Annotated in this window: 20 protein-coding genes; 8 read left to right on the top strand and 12 right to left on the bottom strand. The window is 59.7% G+C overall.

Annotated features, from left to right (window positions below):
- The first annotated feature begins 90 nt into the window (after positions 1 to 90).
- The gene (locus LCH65_RS16500) at positions 91 to 1,050 is read left to right on the top strand and encodes a helix-turn-helix domain-containing protein (protein ID WP_044309640.1); all 960 of its coding nucleotides are present in this window, start codon (positions 91 to 93) and stop codon (positions 1,048 to 1,050) included.
- A gap of 157 nt (positions 1,051 to 1,207) precedes the next feature.
- On the opposite strand, the gene LCH65_RS16495 is transcribed toward LCH65_RS16500, so the two are convergent.
- The 4 genes from LCH65_RS16495 to glyQ all read right to left on the bottom strand — a co-directional run bounded on the left by LCH65_RS16495 (position 1,208) and on the right by glyQ (position 5,597).
- Positions 1,208 to 1,978: a lysophospholipid acyltransferase family protein gene (locus tag LCH65_RS16495; protein WP_044309641.1), complete on the bottom strand. Its 771-nt coding sequence runs from the start codon at positions 1,976 to 1,978 to the stop codon at positions 1,208 to 1,210.
- Between the two features lie 65 nt (positions 1,979 to 2,043).
- Positions 2,044 to 2,586: a D-glycero-beta-D-manno-heptose 1,7-bisphosphate 7-phosphatase gene (gmhB, locus tag LCH65_RS16490; RefSeq protein WP_003367814.1), complete on the bottom strand. Its 543-nt coding sequence runs from the start codon at positions 2,584 to 2,586 to the stop codon at positions 2,044 to 2,046.
- A gap of 12 nt (positions 2,587 to 2,598) precedes the next feature.
- Positions 2,599 to 4,653, bottom strand: a complete 2,055-nt coding sequence (gene glyS, locus LCH65_RS16485) for a glycine--tRNA ligase subunit beta (RefSeq protein WP_003432731.1) — start codon at positions 4,651 to 4,653, stop codon at positions 2,599 to 2,601.
- On the bottom strand, positions 4,650 to 5,597 hold the full coding sequence (glyQ, locus tag LCH65_RS16480) for a glycine--tRNA ligase subunit alpha (protein WP_002551326.1): 948 nt from the start codon (positions 5,595 to 5,597) through the stop codon (positions 4,650 to 4,652). Before glyQ ends, glyS begins: the two co-directional genes overlap by 4 nt.
- Before the next feature lie 80 nt (positions 5,598 to 5,677).
- Here glyQ and LCH65_RS16475 point away from each other — a divergent pair, with 80 nt between their 5' ends.
- Both LCH65_RS16475 and LCH65_RS16470 read left to right on the top strand, forming a co-directional pair.
- Positions 5,678 to 6,229, top strand: a complete 552-nt coding sequence (locus tag LCH65_RS16475; protein ID WP_003432729.1) for a DNA-3-methyladenine glycosylase I — start codon at positions 5,678 to 5,680, stop codon at positions 6,227 to 6,229.
- Positions 6,230 to 6,267: 38 nt separating this feature from the next.
- On the top strand, positions 6,268 to 7,155 hold the full coding sequence (locus LCH65_RS16470) for a lysophospholipid acyltransferase (protein WP_003367808.1): 888 nt from the start codon (positions 6,268 to 6,270) through the stop codon (positions 7,153 to 7,155).
- A 182-nt stretch (positions 7,156 to 7,337) separates the two neighbouring features.
- Here the strand turns inward: LCH65_RS16470 and LCH65_RS16465 are convergent, their stop codons facing one another.
- From LCH65_RS16465 to def, 5 genes are all read right to left on the bottom strand, one after another.
- Positions 7,338 to 9,701, bottom strand: coding sequence for an FdhF/YdeP family oxidoreductase (locus tag LCH65_RS16465; RefSeq protein WP_226439626.1), 2,364 nt, complete (start codon positions 9,699 to 9,701; stop codon positions 7,338 to 7,340).
- Positions 9,702 to 9,855: 154 nt separating this feature from the next.
- A complete protein-coding gene (gene trkA, locus LCH65_RS16460; RefSeq protein WP_003367803.1) occupies positions 9,856 to 11,229 on the bottom strand; it encodes a Trk system potassium transporter TrkA in 1,374 nt (457 codons plus the stop codon).
- Between the two features lie 4 nt (positions 11,230 to 11,233).
- Positions 11,234 to 12,559 carry a 16S rRNA (cytosine(967)-C(5))-methyltransferase RsmB gene (gene rsmB / locus LCH65_RS16455; protein ID WP_003432726.1) on the bottom strand — a complete coding sequence of 442 codons (1,326 nt, stop codon included), beginning with the start codon at positions 12,557 to 12,559 and terminating at the stop codon, positions 11,234 to 11,236.
- Positions 12,556 to 13,500, bottom strand: a complete 945-nt coding sequence (fmt, locus tag LCH65_RS16450) for a methionyl-tRNA formyltransferase (RefSeq protein ID WP_003367799.1) — start codon at positions 13,498 to 13,500, stop codon at positions 12,556 to 12,558. The genes rsmB and fmt overlap by 4 nt, the downstream gene beginning before the upstream one ends.
- A 53-nt stretch (positions 13,501 to 13,553) precedes the next feature.
- Entirely contained in the window at positions 13,554 to 14,060 is a 507-nt protein-coding gene (gene def / locus LCH65_RS16445; RefSeq protein WP_002551333.1) for a peptide deformylase, read from the bottom strand.
- A gap of 125 nt (positions 14,061 to 14,185) precedes the next feature.
- Between def and LCH65_RS16440 the strand changes: the two genes are divergently transcribed.
- From LCH65_RS16440 to LCH65_RS16430, 3 genes are all read left to right on the top strand, one after another.
- A complete protein-coding gene (locus LCH65_RS16440) occupies positions 14,186 to 15,211 on the top strand; it encodes a LysM domain-containing protein (protein WP_003367793.1) in 1,026 nt (341 codons plus the stop codon).
- A 123-nt stretch (positions 15,212 to 15,334) separates the two neighbouring features.
- Positions 15,335 to 16,453: a DNA-processing protein DprA gene (gene dprA / locus LCH65_RS16435; protein WP_226439625.1), complete on the top strand. Its 1,119-nt coding sequence runs from the start codon at positions 15,335 to 15,337 to the stop codon at positions 16,451 to 16,453.
- 38 nt (positions 16,454 to 16,491) lie between these two features.
- A complete protein-coding gene (locus LCH65_RS16430; RefSeq protein ID WP_003340101.1) occupies positions 16,492 to 17,049 on the top strand; it encodes an L-threonylcarbamoyladenylate synthase in 558 nt (185 codons plus the stop codon).
- A 36-nt stretch (positions 17,050 to 17,085) separates the two neighbouring features.
- Here LCH65_RS16430 and LCH65_RS16425 read toward each other — a convergent pair whose 3' ends face one another.
- The 3 genes from LCH65_RS16425 to LCH65_RS16415 all read right to left on the bottom strand — a co-directional run bounded on the left by LCH65_RS16425 (position 17,086) and on the right by LCH65_RS16415 (position 19,704).
- Complete coding sequence (locus LCH65_RS16425; protein ID WP_058416776.1) at positions 17,086 to 18,063, bottom strand: NADPH:quinone reductase; 978 nt, start codon at positions 18,061 to 18,063, stop codon at positions 17,086 to 17,088.
- 94 nt (positions 18,064 to 18,157) lie between these two features.
- Positions 18,158 to 18,469: a DUF3630 family protein gene (locus LCH65_RS16420; protein ID WP_164989669.1), complete on the bottom strand. Its 312-nt coding sequence runs from the start codon at positions 18,467 to 18,469 to the stop codon at positions 18,158 to 18,160.
- The gene (locus tag LCH65_RS16415) at positions 18,469 to 19,704 is read right to left on the bottom strand and encodes a DUF6861 domain-containing protein (RefSeq protein ID WP_206735769.1); all 1,236 of its coding nucleotides are present in this window, start codon (positions 19,702 to 19,704) and stop codon (positions 18,469 to 18,471) included. The genes LCH65_RS16420 and LCH65_RS16415 overlap by 1 nt, the downstream gene beginning before the upstream one ends.
- Positions 19,705 to 20,021: 317 nt before the next feature.
- Here LCH65_RS16415 and hemF point away from each other — a divergent pair, with 317 nt between their 5' ends.
- Both hemF and aroE read left to right on the top strand, forming a co-directional pair.
- Positions 20,022 to 20,936 carry an oxygen-dependent coproporphyrinogen oxidase gene (gene hemF, locus LCH65_RS16410; protein WP_003401477.1) on the top strand — a complete coding sequence of 305 codons (915 nt, stop codon included), beginning with the start codon at positions 20,022 to 20,024 and terminating at the stop codon, positions 20,934 to 20,936.
- A 51-nt stretch (positions 20,937 to 20,987) separates the two neighbouring features.
- Entirely contained in the window at positions 20,988 to 21,812 is an 825-nt protein-coding gene (gene aroE / locus LCH65_RS16405) for a shikimate dehydrogenase (RefSeq protein WP_044309647.1), read from the top strand.

Here is a 21,812-nt window from a genome sequence, read left to right as displayed (position 1 = left end):
GGCTTTTTGACTGGAACGGACAGGCCGACAGGAATGGTTTCAGACTTGCATGGCGGTTGGCTTGACGCATCGAAATGCAGGTTGAACGCGATGAGCATTTATTTCGACACCAACAGTATTGCTGTGCAGGAACGAGCAGAGTTCTGGCAGGAAGTGGTGTGCAGTACCTTCGTGCCGCTGGAATGTGCCTTCTCGGATCGACAAAATTTCCACGGTCGTTTGCGCTCGCACAGCATTGCAGGACTGGCCTTGGTAGAGGTGCAGGCCTGCAGTCAGACAGTCGTCCGAGATACCTCGAGTATTTCGCGTAGTGACGACGAGTTCGTATTGGTGAGTCTGGCGCTTGAAGGCCGGGCGCAGGTTTCTCAAGAGGGGCGCGAAGCGCTATTGGAGGTCGGCGACTTTGCCATCTACGACACTCGTCGCCCCTACCGGCTGCACTTCGACAGTGCATTCAGACAGACTGTGGTGCAAATCCCGCGCAACAGCCTGCAGCAGCGTCTGTGTAATCTGGAGTATCTGACTGCGTTATCACTGTCTCGCGATGACCCGCTCAATGGACTGGTCTTCGACTTTTTTACCGGCCTGGCTGCACTCGAAAACCGGGTAGGCGAATCACAACAGGCGCGGATAACCGAACAAGGGCTGGACTTGCTGGCAATGGCGTTGTCCGAACGGGTCGAAGGGCAGGCACTAGGTTCAAGACGCAGTGGCTTGCTGCTGCGCATCAAGGATCATATCCAGGCCAACCTGGCAGATACAAAACTGTCTCTGGCCAGTGTCAGCGTCCGGTTCGGAGTCAGTACGCGCTATATCAGCAGCTTGTTTCAGGATGAACAGACCTCGTTCGGACGTTACCTGCTGGCCTCTCGGTTGCAACGCTGCGCCAGTGACCTGCGCGAGCCATTACTCGCCAATCGACAGATCAGTGAGATCGCCTGGCGTTGGGGATTCAGTGATGTCGCTTACTTCAGCAGAGTCTTCCGCCAGCGCTTCGGAGTGCCTGCACGGCAATATCGGCTTGAGGCTTCACCGACGCGTTGCGCATAAAAAAACCGACCTTTTAAAGGTCGGTTTCTGATACATCATCAAAACTTATGCACGTTTTTCCGGTTTTTATAGCCTGAAAAAATATGTATATGAATTAGCAGGTTAGATCGTCTTTTTGCGCGGTTTCAAAAAAACCGTACACAGGTTATCCACAAAATCACGCCGGGACTTTTTCGGGAGTTGCAACAGGTACAGCAGGCGAGCCCATCGCCCGTTGCGTATCCTCATTCCAGGTCTGAACGCGCTCATTCAACGCAGCGATGGCACGTGGGCCTGAGCCCTCTGCGTACATCGGCTCGCCGATCACCACTTGAATGGTGCCTGGCTTTTTCGCCCAGCCGTCGCGAGGCCAGTACTTGCCTGCGTTGTGCGCGACCGGCAGCACAGGCAGATCAGCGTTCACTGCCAGTGCAGTACCGCCGCGAGAGAATTTGCCGACCTGGCCGTAAGGCACGCGTGTGCCCTCCGGGAAGATCAATACCCAGACGCCATCCTTGAGCAACTCGTCGCCCTTCTTGGCAATCTCCCTGAGTGCGGCTTTCGGGTTTTCGCGGTCAATGGCGATCGGGCGCAGCATTGCCATCGCCCAGCCAAAGAACGGCACATACAGCAGTTCACGCTTGAGGACCTGGCTCATCGGCTCGAAATACGCCGACAGAAAGAACGTCTCCCAGGTGCTCTGGTGGTTGGAGATGATCACGCAGGGGGTTTTCGGTACGTTTTCGGCGCCAGTCACTTCTACCTTGATGTTCAGGAACACCTTGGTCAGCCAGATGGCGCAGCGGCACCAATAGACGTTAATGAAGCGATAGCGGGCTTTGAACGGCAGAAAAGGCGCAATGAAAAAACTCAACGTGCACCACAACAGCGAGCTGGTGCCCAGCAACAGGTAGAAGAAGAAGGTCCTGATTGCCTGCATGATCGACATAGTTACGTTTACCGTACGGGCAGGTGCCCGCTCCTTGAGCGTCCTGAACCTGAAGAGCTGACTGTTCAGTGAGCGCTGTTGTGGATAAGTTCTGCGGCAACTGCCGCCAGATCGTCAAAAATCAACGTGCCTGCCGGCACTCCGCCTTCCATCGTCTTGCGGCCTTTGCCGGTCATCACCAGCACAGGCTGAGAATCGACGGCTTGTGCGGCCTGCAGGTCACCTTTGCTGTCGCCCACGAACCAGAGACCTTTGAGGTCCACGGTGTAATGACGGGCGATAGCCTGCAGCATCCCGGGTCTGGGCTTGCGGCAGGTACAGCCATCGTCTGGCCCATGCGGGCAATAGACGATCAAACCGACCTCGCCACCCTGCTCTGCCACCAGCTTGCGCAAGCGCACGTGCATGGCATCCAGAGTGGCCAGATCATAATAACCTCGGGCAATGCCGGACTGGTTGGTGGCAACGGCCACCGTCCAGCCGGCCTTGCTTAGCGCTGCGATAGCTTCGATCGAGCCAGGAATGGGCAGCCACTCCGCCACCGACTTTATGTAAGCGTCGGAGTCATGATTGATCACGCCATCCCGATCAAGTATCAGCAGTTTCACAGCGACTCCTTGTCAGCCCAGCAACGAGATGTCGGCGACGCCGAGGAACAGACCGCGCAAACGCGACAACAGGGCATAACGGTTGGCACGCACGTTGGCGTCTTCCGCGTTGACCATCACGGCTTCGAAGAACGCATCGACCGGCTCACGCAACATCGCCAGACGCGCCAGCGATTCGCTGTACTGACGCTCGGCAGCCATCGGCTGGATCGCGTGATCGGCCTGCTGGATGGCCGAGTACAGCGAGAACTCGTTGGCGTTGTCGAAATACTTGGGCTCGACGGTCTGGGCAATGCTGCCCTCGGCCTTGCTCAAGAGGTTCGATACACGTTTGTTCACTGCGGCCAGTGCTGCGGCCTGTGGCAGTTTGCGGAAGGCCTGGACTGCCTGGACGCGTTGATCGAAATCCAGCGCCGAAGCCGGTTGCAGGGCACGCACCGAAAGGTACACCGCCACGTCGACGCCTTCGTCTTCATAGCGCGCACGCAGACGATCGAAGATGAAGTCGAGCACCTGTTCCGCCAGACCGGCTGGCTTGATCTTCGCGCCGAACTGCGTGACGGCGAACTTCACCGTTTCGATCAGGTTCAGATCGAGCTTCTTCTCGATCAGGATACGCAGGATGCCCAGTGCCGCACGACGCAGTGCATAGGGGTCCTTGCTGCCGGTAGGCAGCATGCCGATCCCGAAGATGCCAACCAGCGTGTCGAGCTTGTCGGCAATTGCCACCGCAGCACCGGTCAGTGTGGTTGGCAGTTCGGCACCTGCGCCACGCGGCATGTACTGCTCATTGAGCGCCAGTGCGACATCTTCAGGCTCGCCGTCGGCCTTGGCGTAGTAATAACCGGCAATGCCCTGCATTTCCGGAAACTCGCCGACCATCTCGCTCGACAGGTCGCACTTGGACAGCAGACCGGCCCGCGCAGCACGCTGGGCGTCGCCGCCGATGCGGGGGGCGATGTAAGCGGCCAGTTTCGACACACGCTCGGCCTTGTCGAACACGCTGCCCAACTGCGCCTGGAACACGACGTTCTTCAGGCGATCGTTGAAGGTTTCCAGCTTCTGCTTCTTGTCCTGCTTGAAGAAGAACTCGGCGTCGGTCAGGCGTGGACGAACCACCTTCTCGTTACCGGCGATGATCTGTGCCGGGTCCTTGCTCTCGATGTTGGCCACGGTGATGAAGCGCGGCAGCAGCTTGCCGTCGACATCCAGCAGGCAGAAGTATTTCTGGTTGTCCTGCATGGTGGTAATCAAGGCTTCCTGAGGGACTTCCAGGAAGCGCTCTTCGAATGAACACACCAGCGGAACCGGCCATTCGACCAGACCGGCCACTTCGTCCAGCAGACTTGGCGGCACGATGGCGGTGCCTTCCTGTTGGGTGGCCAGCTCGTCGACGCGCTTGCTGATGATCTGCCGACGTTCGTTGAAGTCGGCCAGCACATGAGCGGCGCGCAGGTCGCTGAGGTAACCGGCAGGCGAAGAAATGCGCACGTCTTGCGGATGATGGAAGCGATGACCGCGCGAATGACGACCCGCGCTCTGGGCAAGGATCGTGCAGTCCACCACTTGATCACCGAACAGCATCACCAGCCACTGGGTCGGCCGCACGAACTCTTCCTTGCGAGCACCCCAGCGCATGCGCTTGGCAATCGGCAGGTCGTTCAGCGAGTCTTCGACGATGGTCGGCAACAGGGACGTCGTCGGCTTGCCGAGGATGGTCTGGCTGTAACGCAGTTTCGGACCGCTCTGATCGATTTCGCTCAGGTCGACGCCGCACTTCTTGGCGAAGCCCAGGGCGGCCTGAGTCGGGTTACCGTCGGCATCGAACGCTGCCTGACGCGGCGGGCCATCGAGGTTGACGCTGCGATCCGGTTGTTGCGTGGCCAGTGCGGTAATCAGCACGGCCAGACGACGCGGTGCTGCGTAGACCTGCTTGGCGCTGTAGGTCAGACCTGCGCCTGTGATGCCTTTTTCAATACCGGCGAGAAACGCATCGGCCAGCGAGACGAGGGTCTTGGGTGGCAGTTCTTCGGTGCCCAGTTCGACCAGAAAATCTTGAGCACTCATTGCGCTGCCTCCAGCTTGGCCAACACTTCATCGCGTAGATCGGGCGGCGCCATCGGGAAGCCGAGACGGGCGCGGGCCTGCAGGTAGGCCTGAGCCACCGAACGGGCCAATGTGCGTACGCGCAGGATGTACTGCTGACGCGCCGTCACGGAAATCGCGCGACGGGCATCCAGCAGGTTGAAGGTGTGCGAGGCCTTGAGGACCATTTCGTAGCCGGGCAATGGCAGCTCCAGCTCGATCAGGCGTGCGGCTTCGCTTTCGTAGAAGTCGAACAGCTCGAACAGTTTGTCGACGTTGGCGTGTTCGAAGTTGTAGGTCGACTGCTCCACCTCGTTCTGGTGGAACACGTCGCCGTAGGTCACTTTGCCGAACGGACCGTCAGCCCAGACCAGATCGTAGACCGAGTCCACGCCCTGCTGGTACATCGCCAGACGCTCGAGGCCATACGTGATTTCGCCGGTGACCGGGTAGCACTCCAGGCCACCGACCTGCTGGAAGTAGGTGAACTGCGAGACTTCCATGCCGTTGAGCCAGATCTCCCAGCCCAGACCCCAGGCGCCCAGCGTCGGCGATTCCCAGTTGTCTTCGACGAAGCGCACGTCGTGCACCAGCGGATCGAGGCCGATGTGCTTGAGCGAGCCCAGGTACAGTTCCTGGAAGTTGTCCGGGTTCGGCTTGAGAATCACCTGAAACTGGTAATAGTGCTGCAGGCGGTTCGGGTTTTCGCCGTAGCGGCCGTCAGTCGGGCGACGGCTTGGCTGTACGTAAGCGGCGTTCCAGGTTTCCGGGCCTACGGCGCGCAGAAACGTGGCAGTGTGGAACGTGCCGGCGCCTACTTCCATATCGTAGGGCTGAAGTACCACGCAACCTTGTTCTGCCCAGTATTGCTGGAGGGCGAGGATCAAGTCTTGGAAGGTACGCACGGCTGGCGTAGGCTGGCTCACAAATTTCACCTGTGCTGGGCTGCGATTCAAAGAGCGGGAGTATACCCGATTCGGCCGCACGTCCACTCCTTGGGAGCCCTATGACACGCTGCTTTTGGTGCAACGAAGACCCCCTGTACATCGCTTATCACGATCAGGAGTGGGGAGTGCCGCTGCGCGATGCGCAGAAGCTCTTCGAGTTGCTTTTGCTCGAAGGGTTCCAGGCCGGGCTGTCGTGGATCACGATTCTCAAGCGGCGGGCGCGTTATCGCGAAGTGCTGCACGGCTTTGACGTCGAGCGCCTGGCGCAGTTGAGCGATGCCGAAATAGAGACGCTGATGCTCGATCCGAGCATCATCCGCAACCGCCTCAAGCTCAAGGCCGTGCGCACCAATGCGCGGGCCTGGCTGGCGCTGGAAGACCCGGTCGCGCTGCTCTGGTCGTTTGTCGGCGGTACACCGAAGATCAATCACTTCAAGGATCGCAGCGAAGTCCCGGCGATTACCGCCGAGGCCGAAGCAATGAGCAAGGCACTTAAAAAGGCCGGTTTCACCTTTGTCGGCCCGACCATCTGTTATGCCTACATGCAGGCCAGCGGTATGGTCATGGACCACACCGTCGATTGCGATCGGTATGCGATCCTGAGCCGCTGACGGTTACACTACCCGCCTCGAGAATCTGGGAGTCATCTGTGGATAAGTTCAAAGGCGCCGTAATGGTCGGGGCGTTGCGATTGTTTGCGCTGTTGCCGTGGCGCGCGGTGCAGTGGGCAGGCACCGCGATTGGCTGGCTGATGTGGAAGCTGCCCAACCGTTCGCGGGAAGTGGCACGGATCAACCTGTCCAAGTGTTTCCCCGAGTTGAGCGAGCCGGAGCTGGAAAAGCTCGTTGGCCGCAGCCTGATGGACATCGGCAAGACCCTGACCGAAAGCGCCTGTGCGTGGATCTGGCCAGCACAGAAATCGATCGACCTGGTGCGTGAAGTCGAAGGGCTCGATGTGCTCAAGGACGCGCTGGCGTCCGGCAAGGGTGTGGTTGGCATCACCAGTCACCTGGGCAACTGGGAAGTGCTCAATCACTTCTATTGCAGCCAGTGCAAGCCGATCATTTTCTATCGTCCACCCAAGCTGAAAGCCGTGGACGACCTGTTGCGCAAGCAGCGTGTGCAGTTGGGCAACCGGGTTGCGGCGTCGACCAAGGAAGGCATTCTCAGTGTCATCAAGGAAGTGCGCAAAGGCGGCTCGGTGGGTATTCCGGCCGATCCGGAGCCGGCCGAATCAGCGGGCATCTTCGTGCCCTTCTGCGGCACCCAGGCGCTGACCAGCAAGTTCGTACCGAACATGCTGGCAGGCGGCAAGGCAGTCGGTGTATTCCTGCACGCCATGCGCCTGCCGGACGGCTCGGGTTACAAAGTGGTACTCGAAGCGGCTCCGGAAGCCATGTACAGCACCGACACCGAAACCTCGGCAGCGGCGATGAGCAAAGTGGTCGAGAAATACGTGCGGGCTTACCCTAGCCAGTACATGTGGACCATGAAACGCTTCAAGAAACGCCCGCCAGGCGAAGCGCGCTGGTACTAGGAAAGATAGGACGCAGAGCGTCCAGAACTGCATGCGACGCGGAGCGCCGCACGATAGTCGAGATTATCGTTCCGCACGCTCCAGCGTGGGAATGCCGTGCGTGACGCTCCGCGTCACAAAGAGGACGCAGAGCGTCCGGAACGGCGTGCCCACGCTGGAGCATGGGCACGATAGTGTTTCCCTCAACTGGCCGCCGCAATCAACCCGCGCCGCTCCAGCGCCATCTGAGTGCCCTCCGGACTCATCCGCACCAGGTTCACCGGGATGGATTTGGCCGCAGGAGTGTTGCCATGTTTATCCCGGTTGGCCAGTGGCAGCAGGCCGTTGGTTTCCGGGTAATACGCTGCGCAGCAACCCTGCGGCACGTCGTAGGGTATGACCTTGAAACCCGCTGCACGCCGCGCCGTGGTCGGGTCGAGCGCCGTCTGAAACTCGATGTAGTCCCCGGCTTTCAGCCCCAGGCGTTCGATGTCCTGCGGGTTGAGCATCACCACCATGCGGTCGCCAAAGATGTCCCGATAACGGTCATCGTTGGAATACACCGTGGTGTTGAACTGGTCATGGCTGCGGATCGTCATCAACTGCAGATGCTCGGCGCCCGGCGGCGTGTCGTCTTCGTCGTAGATGCCTTCGGGAAAGAGGAAGTTGGCCTTGCCTGACTCGGTGTCCCACTTGCGCTCACTGGCGGCATTGGGCAATCGAAAACCTCCGGGTTCTAGGATGCGCTGATTGAAATCGTAAAACTGCTCGGGCAGCACTTCTTCGATCTTGTCGCGAATCCTGGCGTAGTCACCCACATAGCTGTCCCAGTCCACCTTGGGGTTGGGCGCAAGCGTCGCTTGGGCGATACCGGCAATGATGGCGATTTCGGAAATCAGATGTTTTGACGCAGGCTCGAGCATGCCGGTCGAGCCGTGCACCATCGACATCGAGTCCTCCACCGTAATGGTTTGCGCCACACCGTTCTGCAGGTCGCGTTCCGAACGCGCCACGCATGGCAGCAGAAAGGCCTTCTGTCCATGTACCGTCGCACTGCGGTTGAGCTTGGTGTTGACCAGCACCGTCATTTTCAGGCGGCTGACGGTCGGGCAGATCACATCGGTGTCCGGAATGGCGCGGAAGAAATTGCCGCCCATGGAAATGAGTGCTTCCACCTCGCCACGCAACAGGGCTTCGCAGGTCTCGGCCACGGCGTGGCCTTTTTTTCTGGACGCCTCAAAACCGAACACCTTGCTCATGCTGGCCAGAAACGGTTCGCCGGCCTTTTCATAGATGCCCATCGTCCTGTCGCCCTGTACGTTGGAATGCCCGCGCACCGGGCAAGCCCCTGCACCGAGCTTGCCGATGTTGCCGCGCAACAGCAGCAGGTTGATGATCTGCTGCATGGCATCACCGCCACGCTTGTGCTGAGTGATGCCCATCCCCCAGCAGCAGATGACCCCCTTCGAGCGCTTATAAACCGCAGCCACCTCTTCGATGGCCTGACGCGTCAGACCCGAATGGCGCTCGATGATGTCCCAGGGCAACTGTCGGCAATAATCGGCGTACTGCTCGAAGCCATGGGTGTGTTCTTCAATGAACGCCACATCGAGGACGCGCGGCAGGTTTTCACGCTGCGCCACGTCATCGGCTTCGATCACGGCCTTGCAAACGCCTTGCAGGGCGATCATGTCGCCGCCGATCCTGACCTGATGGTACTGCGAGCTGATTTCCACCCCATGCAGACTGAGCATGTCGCGCGGGTCCTGCGGCGCCGCAAAGCGTACCAGCGCCCTTTCCCGCAGCGGGTTGAACGAGATGATGCTTGCGCCCCGGCGTGCGGCGGCGTGCAGCTCGGACATCATGCGCGGGCTGTTGGTCCCGGGGTTCTGGCCGATGATAAAAATCGCGTCGGCGTTCTCGAAATCTTCCAGCGTCGTGGTGCCTTTGCCGACCCCGATCGACTCGGGCAGCGCCGCAGTGGTGGTTTCATGGCACATGTTCGAGCAGTCTGGGAAGTTGGCCATGCCGTACAGCCGACCGAACAGCTGATACAGAAAGGCGGCTTCGTTCGACGTGCGTCCGGAGGTGTACAGCTCCAGCTTCCATGGATCGCTCAGGCCGCGCAGCTCTGCGCCGATCTCGGCGAACGCTTCGTCCCAGGTGACGGGCAGGTATTTGTCAGTGGCGGCGTCGTAGCGCATCGGCTCGGTAATACGGCCTTCTGCTTCCAGCGCGTGATCGCTCCAGGTCGCCAGTTCGCTGACCGTATGCCGGGCGAAGAACTCGGGCGTCACGCGTTTCCTGGTCGATTCCCAGGCCAGTGCCTTGGCACCGTTCTCGCAGTATTCAAAGGTGTGCGGCTTCTTCGGGTCTGGCCAGGAGCAACTGGGGCAATCGAAGCCGCCAGGCTTGTTCATGGACATCAGCGTGCGGTTGCCCTTGATCAGCACATGCTGGTGCAACAGGTGCTTGTTGACCGCACTGAGCGCAGGCCAGCCACCCGCCGGTGTGCCGTCGGTCTGTGATCCTTGAAGCGGGGCTGGGGAATTTTCCGATTCGGACATGGGGTGCGTTCTCTCTCATAAAGCCCGTGCAGGCATGAAGCTCGTGTGTCTGAGATGCACGGGCTCAGAGAGAATTCGCCCGAGTCGACGAGCGTTGCCGACAGGGCGCGTCGGCAAGAGGTTCAGTCAGGGTCACACCCTGTTCAGGAGCGGTTCAGAAAAAGCTCAGGCCGACCTGAAACAGCCGCTCAACCTCGCGGATGCACTTCTTGTCCACAAGGAACATGATCACATGGTCACCGGATTCGATCACGGTGATGTCATGGGCGATAAGCACCTGTTCGTCGCGGATGACTGCGCCGATTGCCGTACCGGTCGGCAGGTTGATGTCCTTGATGGCGCGGCCCACCACCTTGCTGGATTTCGAGTCGCCGTGAGCGACGATCTCGATGGCTTCGGCTGCACCGCGTCGCAGCGAATGCACGCTGACGATATCACCACGGCGCACGTGGGCCAGCAGCGTGCCGATGGTTGCCAGCTGCGGGCTGACCGCAACGTCGATTTCGCCACCCTGCACCAGATCGACGTAGGCCGGGTTATTGATCAGCGTCATCACCTTGCGCGCGCCCAGACGCTTGGCCAGCAGCGACGACATGATGTTGGCTTCATCGTCGTTGGTCAGCGCCAGGAACAGGTCGGTGTTGCCGATGTTTTCTTCCAGCAGCAGGTCGCGGTCCGATGAGCTGCCCTGCAGCACCACCGTGCTGTCCAGATGCTCCGACAGATAGCGGCAGCGCGCCGGGCTCACTTCGATGATCTTCACCTGATAGCGGCTTTCGATGGCTTCAGCCAGACGCTCGCCGATGTTGCCGCCACCGGCGATGACGATACGTTTGTAGTTCTCGTCCAGGCGCCGCAGCTCTCCCATAACGGCACGAATATCAGCCTTGGCGGCGATGAAAAACACCTCGTCATCGGCTTCGATGACCGTGTCGCCATGCGGCAGTATCGCCCGGTCGCGGCGATAGATCGCCGCGATGCGCGTTTCGACATTCGGCATGTGCGCTCGTAGCTGGCGCAACGGCTGACCGACCAGTGCGCCGCCGTAATAGGCTTTGACCGCGACCAGTTGCGCTTTGCCTTCGGCGAAGTCGATCACCTGCAGCGCACCGGGGTATTCGATCAGACGTTTGATGTAGTTGGTGACGACCTGCTCCGGACTGATCAGCACGTCGACCGGGATCGCGTTTTTATCGAACAGGCCAGCGCGTGTCAGGTACGCCGCTTCACGAATGCGCGCGATCTTGGTCGGCGTGTGGAACAGCGTGTGGGCCACCTGACAGGCGATCATGTTGGCTTCGTCGCTGCTGGTCACCGCGACCAGCATGTCGGCGTCGTCCGCGCCGGCCTGACGCAACACCGCCGGGTAGGAGCCTTTGCCCTGCACGGTACGGATGTCCAGGCGGTCGCCCAGATCGCGCAACCGGTCGCCGTCAGTGTCGACCACGGTGATGTCATTGGCTTCGCCCGCCAGATGCTCGGCCAGCGTACCGCCTACCTGTCCTGCACCCAGAATGATGATTTTCACGCGCTTACTCCCGCGCCGCCGCGATCTTGATCAGTTTGGCGTAGTAGAAACCATCGTGGCCGCCTTGCTGGGCCAGCAGCTGGCGACCATGGGCTTGCTTGATACCCGCGGGCGGCTGTCCTGCCTGCCCGGCGATGTCCAGCTCTCTGGCCCCGGAGGTACGCGCCAGAAACGCCTCGATGACGTCGGTGTTTTCGGTCGGCAGTGTCGAGCAGGTCGCGTACACCAGCATGCCGCCTACCTGCAGCGTAGGCCACAACGCATCGAGCAGCTCGCCCTGCAAGGCCGCCAGCGCGACGATGTCGTCTGCCTGACGAGTCAGTTTGATGTCCGGATGACGACGAATCACGCCGGTCGCCGAGCACGGTGCGTCGAGCAGGATGCGCTGGAACGGTTTGCCGTCCCACCACTGCGCTGTCTCGCGTGCATCGGCGGCGATCAGCTCGGCATCCAGGCCCAGGCGATCAAGGTTTTCACGCACGCGCACCAGACGCTTGGCTTCCAGATCCACCGCTACCACGCCGCTTAGTTGCGGCTGCACTTCCAGCAAGTGGCAGGTCTTGCCGCCCGGCGCGCAGCAGGCATCGAGTACCCGTTGCCCGGGAGCCAGCTCCAGCAGGTCGGCGGCCAGTTGCGCGGCTTCGTCCTGCACGCTGATCCAGCCTTCGGCAAAACCGGGCAGTGAGCGCACATCGCACGGCTCGGCGAGCACGATGCCGTCCTGACTGAATGTGCACGCACTGGCTTGCAGGCCGGCAGTGTTGAGCAGTTCGAGGTATTGATCGCGACGGTGATGGCGTCGGTTGACGCGCAAAATCATCGGCGGGTGTGCATTGTTGGCCGCGCAGATGGCTTCCCACTGTTCCGGCCAGGCGGCTTTCAGGGCTTTCTGCAGCCAGCGCGGGTGGGCTGTACGCACCACCGGGTCGTGTTCCAGCTCGATCAGCAGCGCCTCGCCGTCACGTTGCGCATTGCGCAGCACGGCGTTGAGCAAGCCTTTGGCCCAGGGCTTTTTCAATTTGTCGGCGCAGCCCACGGTTTCACCGATGGCGGCGTGGGCCGGAATGCGGCTGTAGAACAGCTGATAAAGACCGACCAGCAACAAGGCTTCAACGTCGGCGTCGGCGGCCTTGAAGGGCTTTTGCAGCAGCTTGGCCGCCAGAGCCGACAGGCGCGGCTGCCAGCGCGCGGTGCCGAATGCCAGGTCTTGAGTCAGACCACGATCACGCACCTCGACCTTGTCCAGTTGAGTGGGCAACGAGCTGTTCAGCGAGGCCTTGCCGCTGAGCACGGCAGCCAGTGCCTTGGCGGCGGCCAGACGCGGGTTCATTGGCCCAGCACCGTGCCGATGGCAAATTTCTCGCGGCGGCTGTTGAACAGATCCGTGAAGTTCAGCGGCTTGCCGCCCGGCAATTGCAGACGGGTCAGGCGTAGCGCGTTCTGACCGCACGCGACGATCAGGCCATCCTTGCTGGCGCCAAGAATCGTCCCCGGCGCGCCCTGCCCTTCGGCCAGATCGGCTGTCAGGACTTTCAGGGTTTCTTCGTTCAGCGTGCTGTGGCAGATCGGCCAGGGGTTGAAGGCGCGGACCAGGCGCTCAAGCTCATCGGCCGGACGTGTCCAGTCCAGGCGCGCTTCGTCCTTGTTCAGCTTGTGGGCGTAGTTGGCCAGGCTGTCATCCTGAACCTCGCCGACCAGCGAACCTTCCGCCAGACCGGCAATGGCCTGCAACACAGCCGGCGGACCGAGTTCGGCCAGGCGATCATGCAGCGTCCCGCCCGTGTCCTGCGCGGTGATCGGGGTAACGGCCTTGAGCAGCATCGGCCCGGTGTCCAGGCCCGCTTCCATGCGCATCACCGTTACGCCGCTCTCGGCATCACCGGCCTGTACCGCGCGCTGAATCGGCGCCGCACCACGCCAGCGCGGCAGCAGCGACGCGTGGCTGTTGATACAGCCCAGGCGCGGAATATCCAGCACCACTTGCGGCAGGATCAGGCCGTAGGCGACGACCACCATCAAATCGGGTTGCAGCGCTGCCAGTTCGGCCTGCGCGTCAGGATCGCGCAGCGTTGGCGGCTGCATGACCGGTACGTCATGTTGCAGCGCCAGTTGCTTGACCGGGCTGGGCATCAGCTTTTGTCCACGACCGGCCGGGCGATCGGGCTGGGTGTACACGGCGACGATCTGGTGAGTGCTGTCGAGCAGGGCCTTGAGGTGTTCGGCGGCGAATTCCGGGGTGCCGGCGAAGACGATGCGCAGTGGCTCAGTCATGGAGTTCTCATTATAAAAAAAGGCCTGTTCAGGCCTTTTGGGGTAACGACGGATCAGGCGTTGAGCTTGTGCTGCTTTTCGAGCTTCTTCTTGATCCGGTCACGCTTGAGGTTGGAAAGGTAATCGACGAACAGCTTGCCGTTCAGGTGATCGCATTCATGCTGGATACAGATGGCGAGCAGGCCCTCGGCAACCAGTTCGTAAGGCTTGCCGTCACGGTCCAGCGCCTTGACGCGAACCTTTTGCGGGCGGTCGACGTTTTCGTAGAAACCGGGAACCGACAGGCAGCCTTCCTGATACTGATCCATTTCGTCGGTCAGCTTTTCGATTTCAGGATTGATGAAGACCCGCGGTTCGCTGCGGTCTTCGCTCAGGTCCATGACGACCACGCGCTTGTGGACGTTGACCTGAGTCGCGGCCAGGCCAATACCTGGCGCTTCGTACATGGTTTCAAACATGTCGTCGACCAACTGGCGAATGCCTTCGTCTACCATCGCCACAGGTTTGGCGATAGTGCGCAGGCGCGAATCGGGAAATTCGAGGATGTTTAGAATGGCCATATACGTAAGAGCTGCACTGTTAAGGTAAAGTCAATGTTGGGTGCCGGGCCCGGGAGTTCAAGGCAGGCAGCCCAGGACAGGACTCTAGGGTTCGCGTGAGGCAACATGATAAAGGGATTCACCGCATGAGGAAATCACTACTCGCCCTGCTGCTGCTGACCGCCAGCGGTCTTGCGCAGGCGCAAGTGCAACTCAGGGAAGGCTATCCGCAGAGCTACACCGTTGTCGCCGGGGACACACTCTGGGACATTTCCGGCAAGTTCTTGCGTGAACCGTGGAAATGGCGCGAGATCTGGCGGGCCAATCCGCAAGTCCATGATCCCGACCTGATCTATCCCGGTGACACCCTCGCGCTGACCTGGGTCGATGGTCAGCCGCGTGTGACGCTCAATCGGGGCGAGTCGCGCGGGACCATCAAATTGTCACCGCGTGTGCGCAGTACGCCGATGGTCGAGGCCATTCCGAGCATTCCGCTGGGGGCGATCAACGCATTCCTGATCAGCAACCGGATTGTCGACAACGCCGAGCAGTTCGAGAAAGCCCCCTACATCGTTGCGGGCAATGCCGAGCGCGTGCTCAGTGGCAACGGTGATCGTGCCTATGCACGGGGCGCGCTGGACCCGGCGCACAGCGTCTATGGCATCTTTCGTCAGGGCAAGACCTACATCGATCCGGAGACCAAGGAAGTACTGGGCATCAACGCCGATGACGTCGGCAGCGCCGAGGTGGTTGCCACCGAAGGTGACGTCTCGACCCTGATTCTGCAGCGCTCCACGCAGGAAGTGCGTCTGGGCGATCGCTTGTTCAGCAGCGAAGAGCGGGCCATCAACTCGACGTTCCTGCCCAGCGCTCCGCAGGCGCCGATAGAAGGTTTGATTCTGGATGTGCCACGCGGCGTCACTCAGGTCAGCGTGCTGGATGTGGTCACGCTCGACAAGGGCAAACGCGACGGTCTGACCGAGGGCAACGTGCTGGCGATCTACAAGACCAGCGAAACCGTGCGCGACCGAATCACCGGTGAGCTGGTAAAAATCCCCGACGAACGGGCCGGTCTGCTGATGGTTTTCCGTACCTACGACAAGCTTAGTTACGCCTTGGTCCTGCAAGCCAACCGATCTTTGGCCATCATGGACAAGGTTCGCAATCCGTAGACGCATGTTTCAGATCTGACACGGATTTGTGTGACGAACCAGACACTTATCAAATTGTTGTCAACAGAGTTATCCACAGGTTTGTGCATCACTTGAGATGCACGATGGATCAGGGACGATCTCATGCCATTGTTCGAAAATGCCCTCTCTTCGCCTGCAGAGCTGGAAGCGCGTTTGCGCGTGCACCGCTTGCCCGAGATAGGGCCGAAACGCTTTTCCAGACTGATTGAAGCTTTCGGTTCGGCCTCGTCGGCGCTCAGTGCGCCGGCCAGCGCATGGCGTGCGCTGGGCATTCCAGGTGTCTGTGCCGAGGCGCGTCGTGACCCCTCCGTACGTGATGGCGCCAGTGCCGCATTGGCCTGGCTGGAGCGTCCGGCCCAGCATTTGCTGATGTGGGACGACCCCGGCTACCCCGCGCTGCTGGCGCAGATCGCAGATCCACCGCCGCTGATCTTCATTGCCGGCGACCCTTCGATCCTTGAGTGTCCGCAACTGGGAATGGTCGGCAGTCGTCGCGCCTCCCGACCCGGACTCGACACCGCCAGCGCTTTCGCGCGCAGCCTGGCGGCTGCCGGTTTTGTGATCACCAGCGGCTTGGCGCGAGGTATTGACGGTGCCGCGCATCAGGGCGCATTGGATGTCGGGGGGCTTACAATCGGCGTGCTTGGCACCGGGCTCGAAAAACTTTATCCACAGCAGCACCGCGTGCTCGCAGCGCAGATGGCGGCCCAGGGCGGCGCCGTGATTTCCGAGTTCCCGCTGGACGCCGCAGCACAGGCCAGCAACTTCCCGCGACGTAACCGAATCATCAGTGGCCTGTCGCTGGGCATACTGGTGGTCGAGGCCAGTGTTGCCAGCGGCTCATTGATTACCGCGCGGCTGGCCGCCGAGCATGGACGAGAGGTTTACGCGATACCCGGCTCGATTCATCACCCTGGCGCCAAGGGCTGTCATCAGTTGATACGAGACGGCGCGACACTGATCGAGACCGTCGAACACATTCTTGAAGGCTTGCAGCACTGGAAACGCGTTGCGCCCGGCATCGATCCCGTCACGCCGGCGAAGCCTGCCCCTTGCGATCATCCACTGTTGGCGCTGCTGCACGCCGCACCGCACACCAGCGAGGGGCTGTCGGTGTCATGCGGCTGGCCGTTACCCAAGGTATTGGCAGGCCTGACCGAGCTGGAACTGGACGGACGCATAAGCTGTGAAGCAGGACGATGGTTCGCCAGAGCGCCCTGAGGTTAAACTGCCGCCAGGATTCAGTGGAGAGACAAACAATGGTCAGCAGTTGGCGAGTGCAACAAGCCGCTCAGGATATTCGAGCCGGTGCGGTGATTGCCTACCCGACCGAGGCAGTCTGGGGGCTTGGGTGCGATCCGTGGGATGAAGAAGCGGTCTATCGTCTGTTGGCGATCAAGTCACGGCCGGTGGAAAAAGGCCTGATCCTGATTGCCGACAACATTCGCCAGTTCGACTTCCTGTTCGAAGACTTCCCTGAACTGTGGCTCGACCGCATGGCCAGCACCTGGCCTGGGCCCAACACCTGGCTGGTACCGCATCAGAACCTGCTGCCCGAGTGGATCACCGGCATTCACGAAACCGTGGCGCTGCGTGTTACCGATCACCCGACCGTACGTGAACTGTGCGCACTGGTCGGTCCGTTGATCTCCACCTCGGCCAACCCGGCGGGTCGCCCGGCTGCGCGTTCGAGATTGCGCGTCGAGCAGTACTTCCGCGGGCAGATCGACGGGGTTCTCGGCGGCAGCCTGGGCGGGCGTCGAAACCCCAGCGTGATAAGGGATATCGCCACCGCGCAGATTGTGCGCGCCGGCTGACGCTGGCACACACAGTGCGCATTCAAGGGCAGACGATCAAGGAATCAGAATGGTCGAGCCGGTGGTACGCCGGGCCGACAGCTCGGTCTGCGCCTTGGCGGCATCCTTCAGAGCATACTGCTGAATGCCGTCGACCTTGAGTTTGCCGCTGGCGAGCATGTCGAACAGCTCGTCCGCCATGGCCTGCAGGTTCTGCGCATTGTTGGCGTAAGAGCCCAGTGTCGGGCGGGTGACATACACCGAACCCTTTTGCGCCAGAATCCCGAGATTCACGCCCGAGACCGGCCCGGACGCATTGCCGAAGCTCACCACCAGCCCACGTGGTGCCACGCAGTCGAGTGACGTCAGCCAGGTGTCCTGACCCACCCCGTCGTAGACCACCGGGCATTTCTTGCCGTCGGTCAGCTCCAGCACGCGCCTGGCGACGTCTTCGTGACTGTAATCGATGGTTTCCCAGGCACCCAACGCCTTGGCGTGCGCGGCCTTCTCCGGCGAACTGACCGTGCCGATCAGTTTGGCGCCCAGCGCCTTGACCCATTGGCAGGCCAGCGAACCCACACCACCCGCAGCAGCATGAAACAGAATGGTCTCGCCCGGCTTCACCTGATACGTCTGACGCAGCAGATACTGCACCGTCAGGCCCTTGAGCATCAGGGCTGCGGCCTGCTCGAAACTGATCGAGTCCGCCAGCTTCACCAGATTCGCTTCAGGCAGCACGTGCACTTCGCTGTACGCCCCCAGCGGCCCGGTGCCGTAAGCGACACGATCACCGACCTTGAAGCGCGTCACCTCGGCCCCCACCGCCTCGACCACCCCCGCCCCTTCGGCACCGAGGCCGGAAGGCAGCGACGGCGCCGGATACAGCCCGCTGCGGTAATAGGTATCGATGAAATTCAGGCCAATGGCCTTGTTACGCACAACCACCGCCTGCGGCCCCGGAGCCTGCGGCTCGAAATCGACATATTCAAGAACCTCGGGTCCTCCGACAGCGCTGAACTGGATACGCTTTGCCATGTGCTCTCTCCTTGATGTTGACCAAGACCTTATGCATCAGGCAGACAAAGGTAGCACGCGATGGTGCCGCCAAAATGAAAGTGCAATGCTGCAGTCAGCTTTGGGAAAGGACAGAAAAGAACTCCTCGATGAGAGCGTCCCCGTTGGCGTTTTTTGATTCCAGACTGATCATCGATGGAAAATCCTCGTAAGTCAGAAAAAAAGCCTCACCCTTGATCTTCACGTCCCATACGCGTACGTCCACCGCGTCTGACTTTGAAGTAACGGTGCCTTCGAGCAGACTGAGAATGGAGTCAGCATAACGAGGGAAATTATCCCAATCGATTTCCGCTGAGAAATTCAGGCATGAATGGCCGGAGTGCATTTTCTCGATAACCAGCTGGTTAAAAATATTTGAATTCGTCATTAGAAGATATCCTCCCCTCCTGCTCTAGTAGCACTGTCTATGATTTGTTCAAAGGTTTTTCCTTTGTTAACCAAATCTTCAAATGTCGGACCTATCGGGTTTCCGTATTTATTCATATTTCTAGTATTTATTGTTTCAAGTAGTTCCGGAGGAGTGAACTTACGATACTCAATCTTAAGGTTTGTTCTCGCCTCATAAGCATGTTTTGCGATGTCTTCAAGGTCTAAGCCACTGGCCCTCATGCGATTGATGGTTTTTTTTAGCTCATAGACTGCCTTCACGTAATTCTGCCGAAGTGGTGGCAGATAACCAAAGTCTCCATCTGATCGTGAGTTAACGGTGTCCCACTCGGGGCTTTCATCTTGAAAGTTGTTTTTTCTGTATGGGTCTTTAGGTTGGAAATCTGGATGGTTTATTAATTTTTCTGTATTTTTATAAAGCCAGTCAGCCAGCTGTTTATTTGAGATTTCTTTCTGAAGTTGAGAGCTCCTAGCCATAATTTCTTCGGCAGAGCACTGTAAGCTGCTCTTGATTTGACCTCGCATCATGTAGGTCACGATAGCTGTTAAAAGAAGAGCTACAAGTTCTTCTTGTCCCTTGGCTAGAAGCCTAGAGGCTTCGTCAATTCTAGAGTCGCGGCGAGCGGCAGATCCGCCAGTTGGATCTAAGCCTATAGGGGTACCGTACTCTGCGTTCCACGCGACTGATAGCCCCTCATGCAGGGTCGCTATGCAGGAGGGTAATCCTTGATAGAAGTAATCAGAAATTGCGGAGAGTCCCAAACCCATGAGAATAACATTCCCTACCTGGAAGCCTACGCCACCGCCGACTGCAGCGCCCACGCCAATACCTGCACCATATGCTAGAGCGCCAATAGCGCCGCCGACAATACTGCCGGCCAATACGCTACCGCCTACTATCATCGTAACTTCTTTTGCGACTTGAAGTAAGACATTAATAATTTGGTTGATTTCTATTGATGCCCAGCGGTTACTAAGTCGAGTCAAAATTATGGGGTAAGATAAGCTTAGCGCTTCTTTAACTGCATCAATTCGGTCAGGGCTCATGTCGCCGAATACAGACGTGAAGTTATTATTCACTCTCCGGGTGAAACCATTCCATTCGTCCTGAGTTGAGCTCCATCCACGATCAAAGCTCTGATTTACAGTGTCAAACGTATCTTTCAGGGTTCGCTCTACGTCCTCCCACATTGGAACGTCTGCTAATATTCTCATAGAAATATAATTTCCTTATCTTCACACAGTATTTGGCGTCCTTGCGTCCTTACGATTTTTTTAACTGCCTTTAGACTCTAATAATTTAGAAAGCTCGCAGACGTGTAGAGTAATTTCTCGTGTTTCTCAAAACAAGTGTGCGGTGTGCCGGGCCTCTCAAATTCATCCAGAAAATACTTCGAGCCCCCATCGGACTCCATCCCCGGACCTTCGTCAACTGCCAGCCCGCGCCGCCGATGGTATGCTACGCGCCAATTTGCCTGCGCCTCTTTTGCTGCGAGGGCTCAGCCGTTTGACGTCAGCCGTAAGGGATCCTCATGAGTACCCGTACCGAGGCCGTAAAAGCCTACCTGCTCGACCTGCAAGACCGTATCTGCACTGCGCTTGAACAGGAAGATGGCAGCGCACACTTCATGGAAGATGCCTGGACGCGTCCGGCGGGCGGCGGTGGTCGCACGCGGGTGATCGAGAATGGCACGGTCATCGAGAAAGGCGGTGTCAATTTTTCCCATGTTTTCGGCAGCAATCTGCCGCCGTCTGCCAGCGCTCATCGGCCTGAACTGGCCGGGCGTGGTTTCGAGGCGCTGGGCGTTTCGCTGGTGATCCATCCGCATAACCCGCACGTGCCGACCTCCCACGCCAACGTGCGCTTCTTCATTGCCGAGAAAGAAGGTGAAGAGGCCGTCTGGTGGTTCGGTGGCGGTTTCGACCTAACGCCCTATTACGGCGTCGAGGAAGACTGCGTGCACTGGCACCGGGTCGCCGAGCGCGCCTGTGCGCCCTTCGGTGAGGATGTCTACCCGCGTTACAAGGCCTGGTGCGACAGTTACTTCCACCTCAAGCATCGCGATGAACCGCGCGGCATCGGAGGTCTGTTTTTCGATGACGTGAACCAGTGGGATTTCGACACCAGTTTCGCGTTCATTCGTGCTATCGGTGATGCGTTCATCAATGCGTATCTGCCGATCGTGCGGCGTCGCAAGGCGGCGGCCTATACCGTGCAGCAGCGTGAGTTTCAGGAATTCCGTCGTGGTCGCTACGTCGAGTTCAACCTGGTGTATGACCGCGGCACGTTGTTCGGTCTGCAATCGGGTGGGCGTACCGAATCGATCCTCATGTCGCTGCCGCCGCAAGTGCGTTGGGGTTATGACTGGAAGGCCGCGCCGGGCAGCGAAGAGGCGCGTCTGACCGAATACTTCCTCACTGATCGGGACTGGCTGGCCGAAAACTGAGCCGATTCACCGCCGCAAGGTGCTGCACACGCAAACAGATCAGGAACACACATGGACCAGTACGTCGTCTTCGGTAATCCCATCGGCCACAGCAAGTCGCCGTTGATTCATCGCCTGTTTGCCGAGCAAACCGGGCAAACGCTGGATTACCAGACCTCGCTGGCACCGCTGAACGATTTCACCGCGTTCGCCCAGGCGTTTTTCCAGGTCGGGCGCGGTGCCAACGTTACTGTGCCGTTCAAGGAAGAAGCCTGGCGCCTTGCCGACAGTCTGACCCAGCGTGCGCAGCGCGCCGGGGCGGTCAACACCCTGAGCAAGCTCGACGACGGAACCCTGCTGGGTGATAACACTGACGGTGCCGGGCTGGTACGTGATCTGACGGTCAATTGCGGTCGCAGCCTGCGTGGTCAGCGCATTCTGTTGCTGGGCGCAGGCGGTGCGGTGCGTGGTGCGCTGGAGCCGTTGCTTGCGCAACAGCCCGCTGCCTTGGTGATCGCCAATCGTACGGTCGAGAAAGCCGAACGACTGGCGCAGGAGTTTGCCGACCTCGGGCCGGTATTCGCCAGCAGCTACGACTGGCTTGAAGAGTCGGTGGACGTGATCATCAACGCCACCTCGGCCAGCCTGGCCGGAGAGTTGCCACCGATTGCGCCCAGCCTCATCCAGCCGGGAGTGACCTTCTGCTACGACATGATGTACAGCAACGAACCCACTGCTTTTTGCCGTTGGGCCACCGAACACGGCGCGGCGCAGGCGGTGGATGGTCTGGGCATGCTGGCCGAGCAGGCCGCAGAAGCCTTCCTGCTGTGGCGCGGTGTGCGTCCGGAATCGGCTCCGGTGCTGGCTGAGTTGCGCAGATTGCTGGCTGCGGGTTGA

Origin of the sequence: Pseudomonas sp. MWU16-30316 (assembly GCF_020515645.1) — a bacterium.
GTDB classification, from domain to species: Bacteria; Pseudomonadota; Gammaproteobacteria; order Pseudomonadales; family Pseudomonadaceae; genus Aquipseudomonas; species Aquipseudomonas cerasi.
Note: the sequence above shows the minus strand (reverse complement) of the source record. Positions and strands in the feature narration are given on the sequence as shown.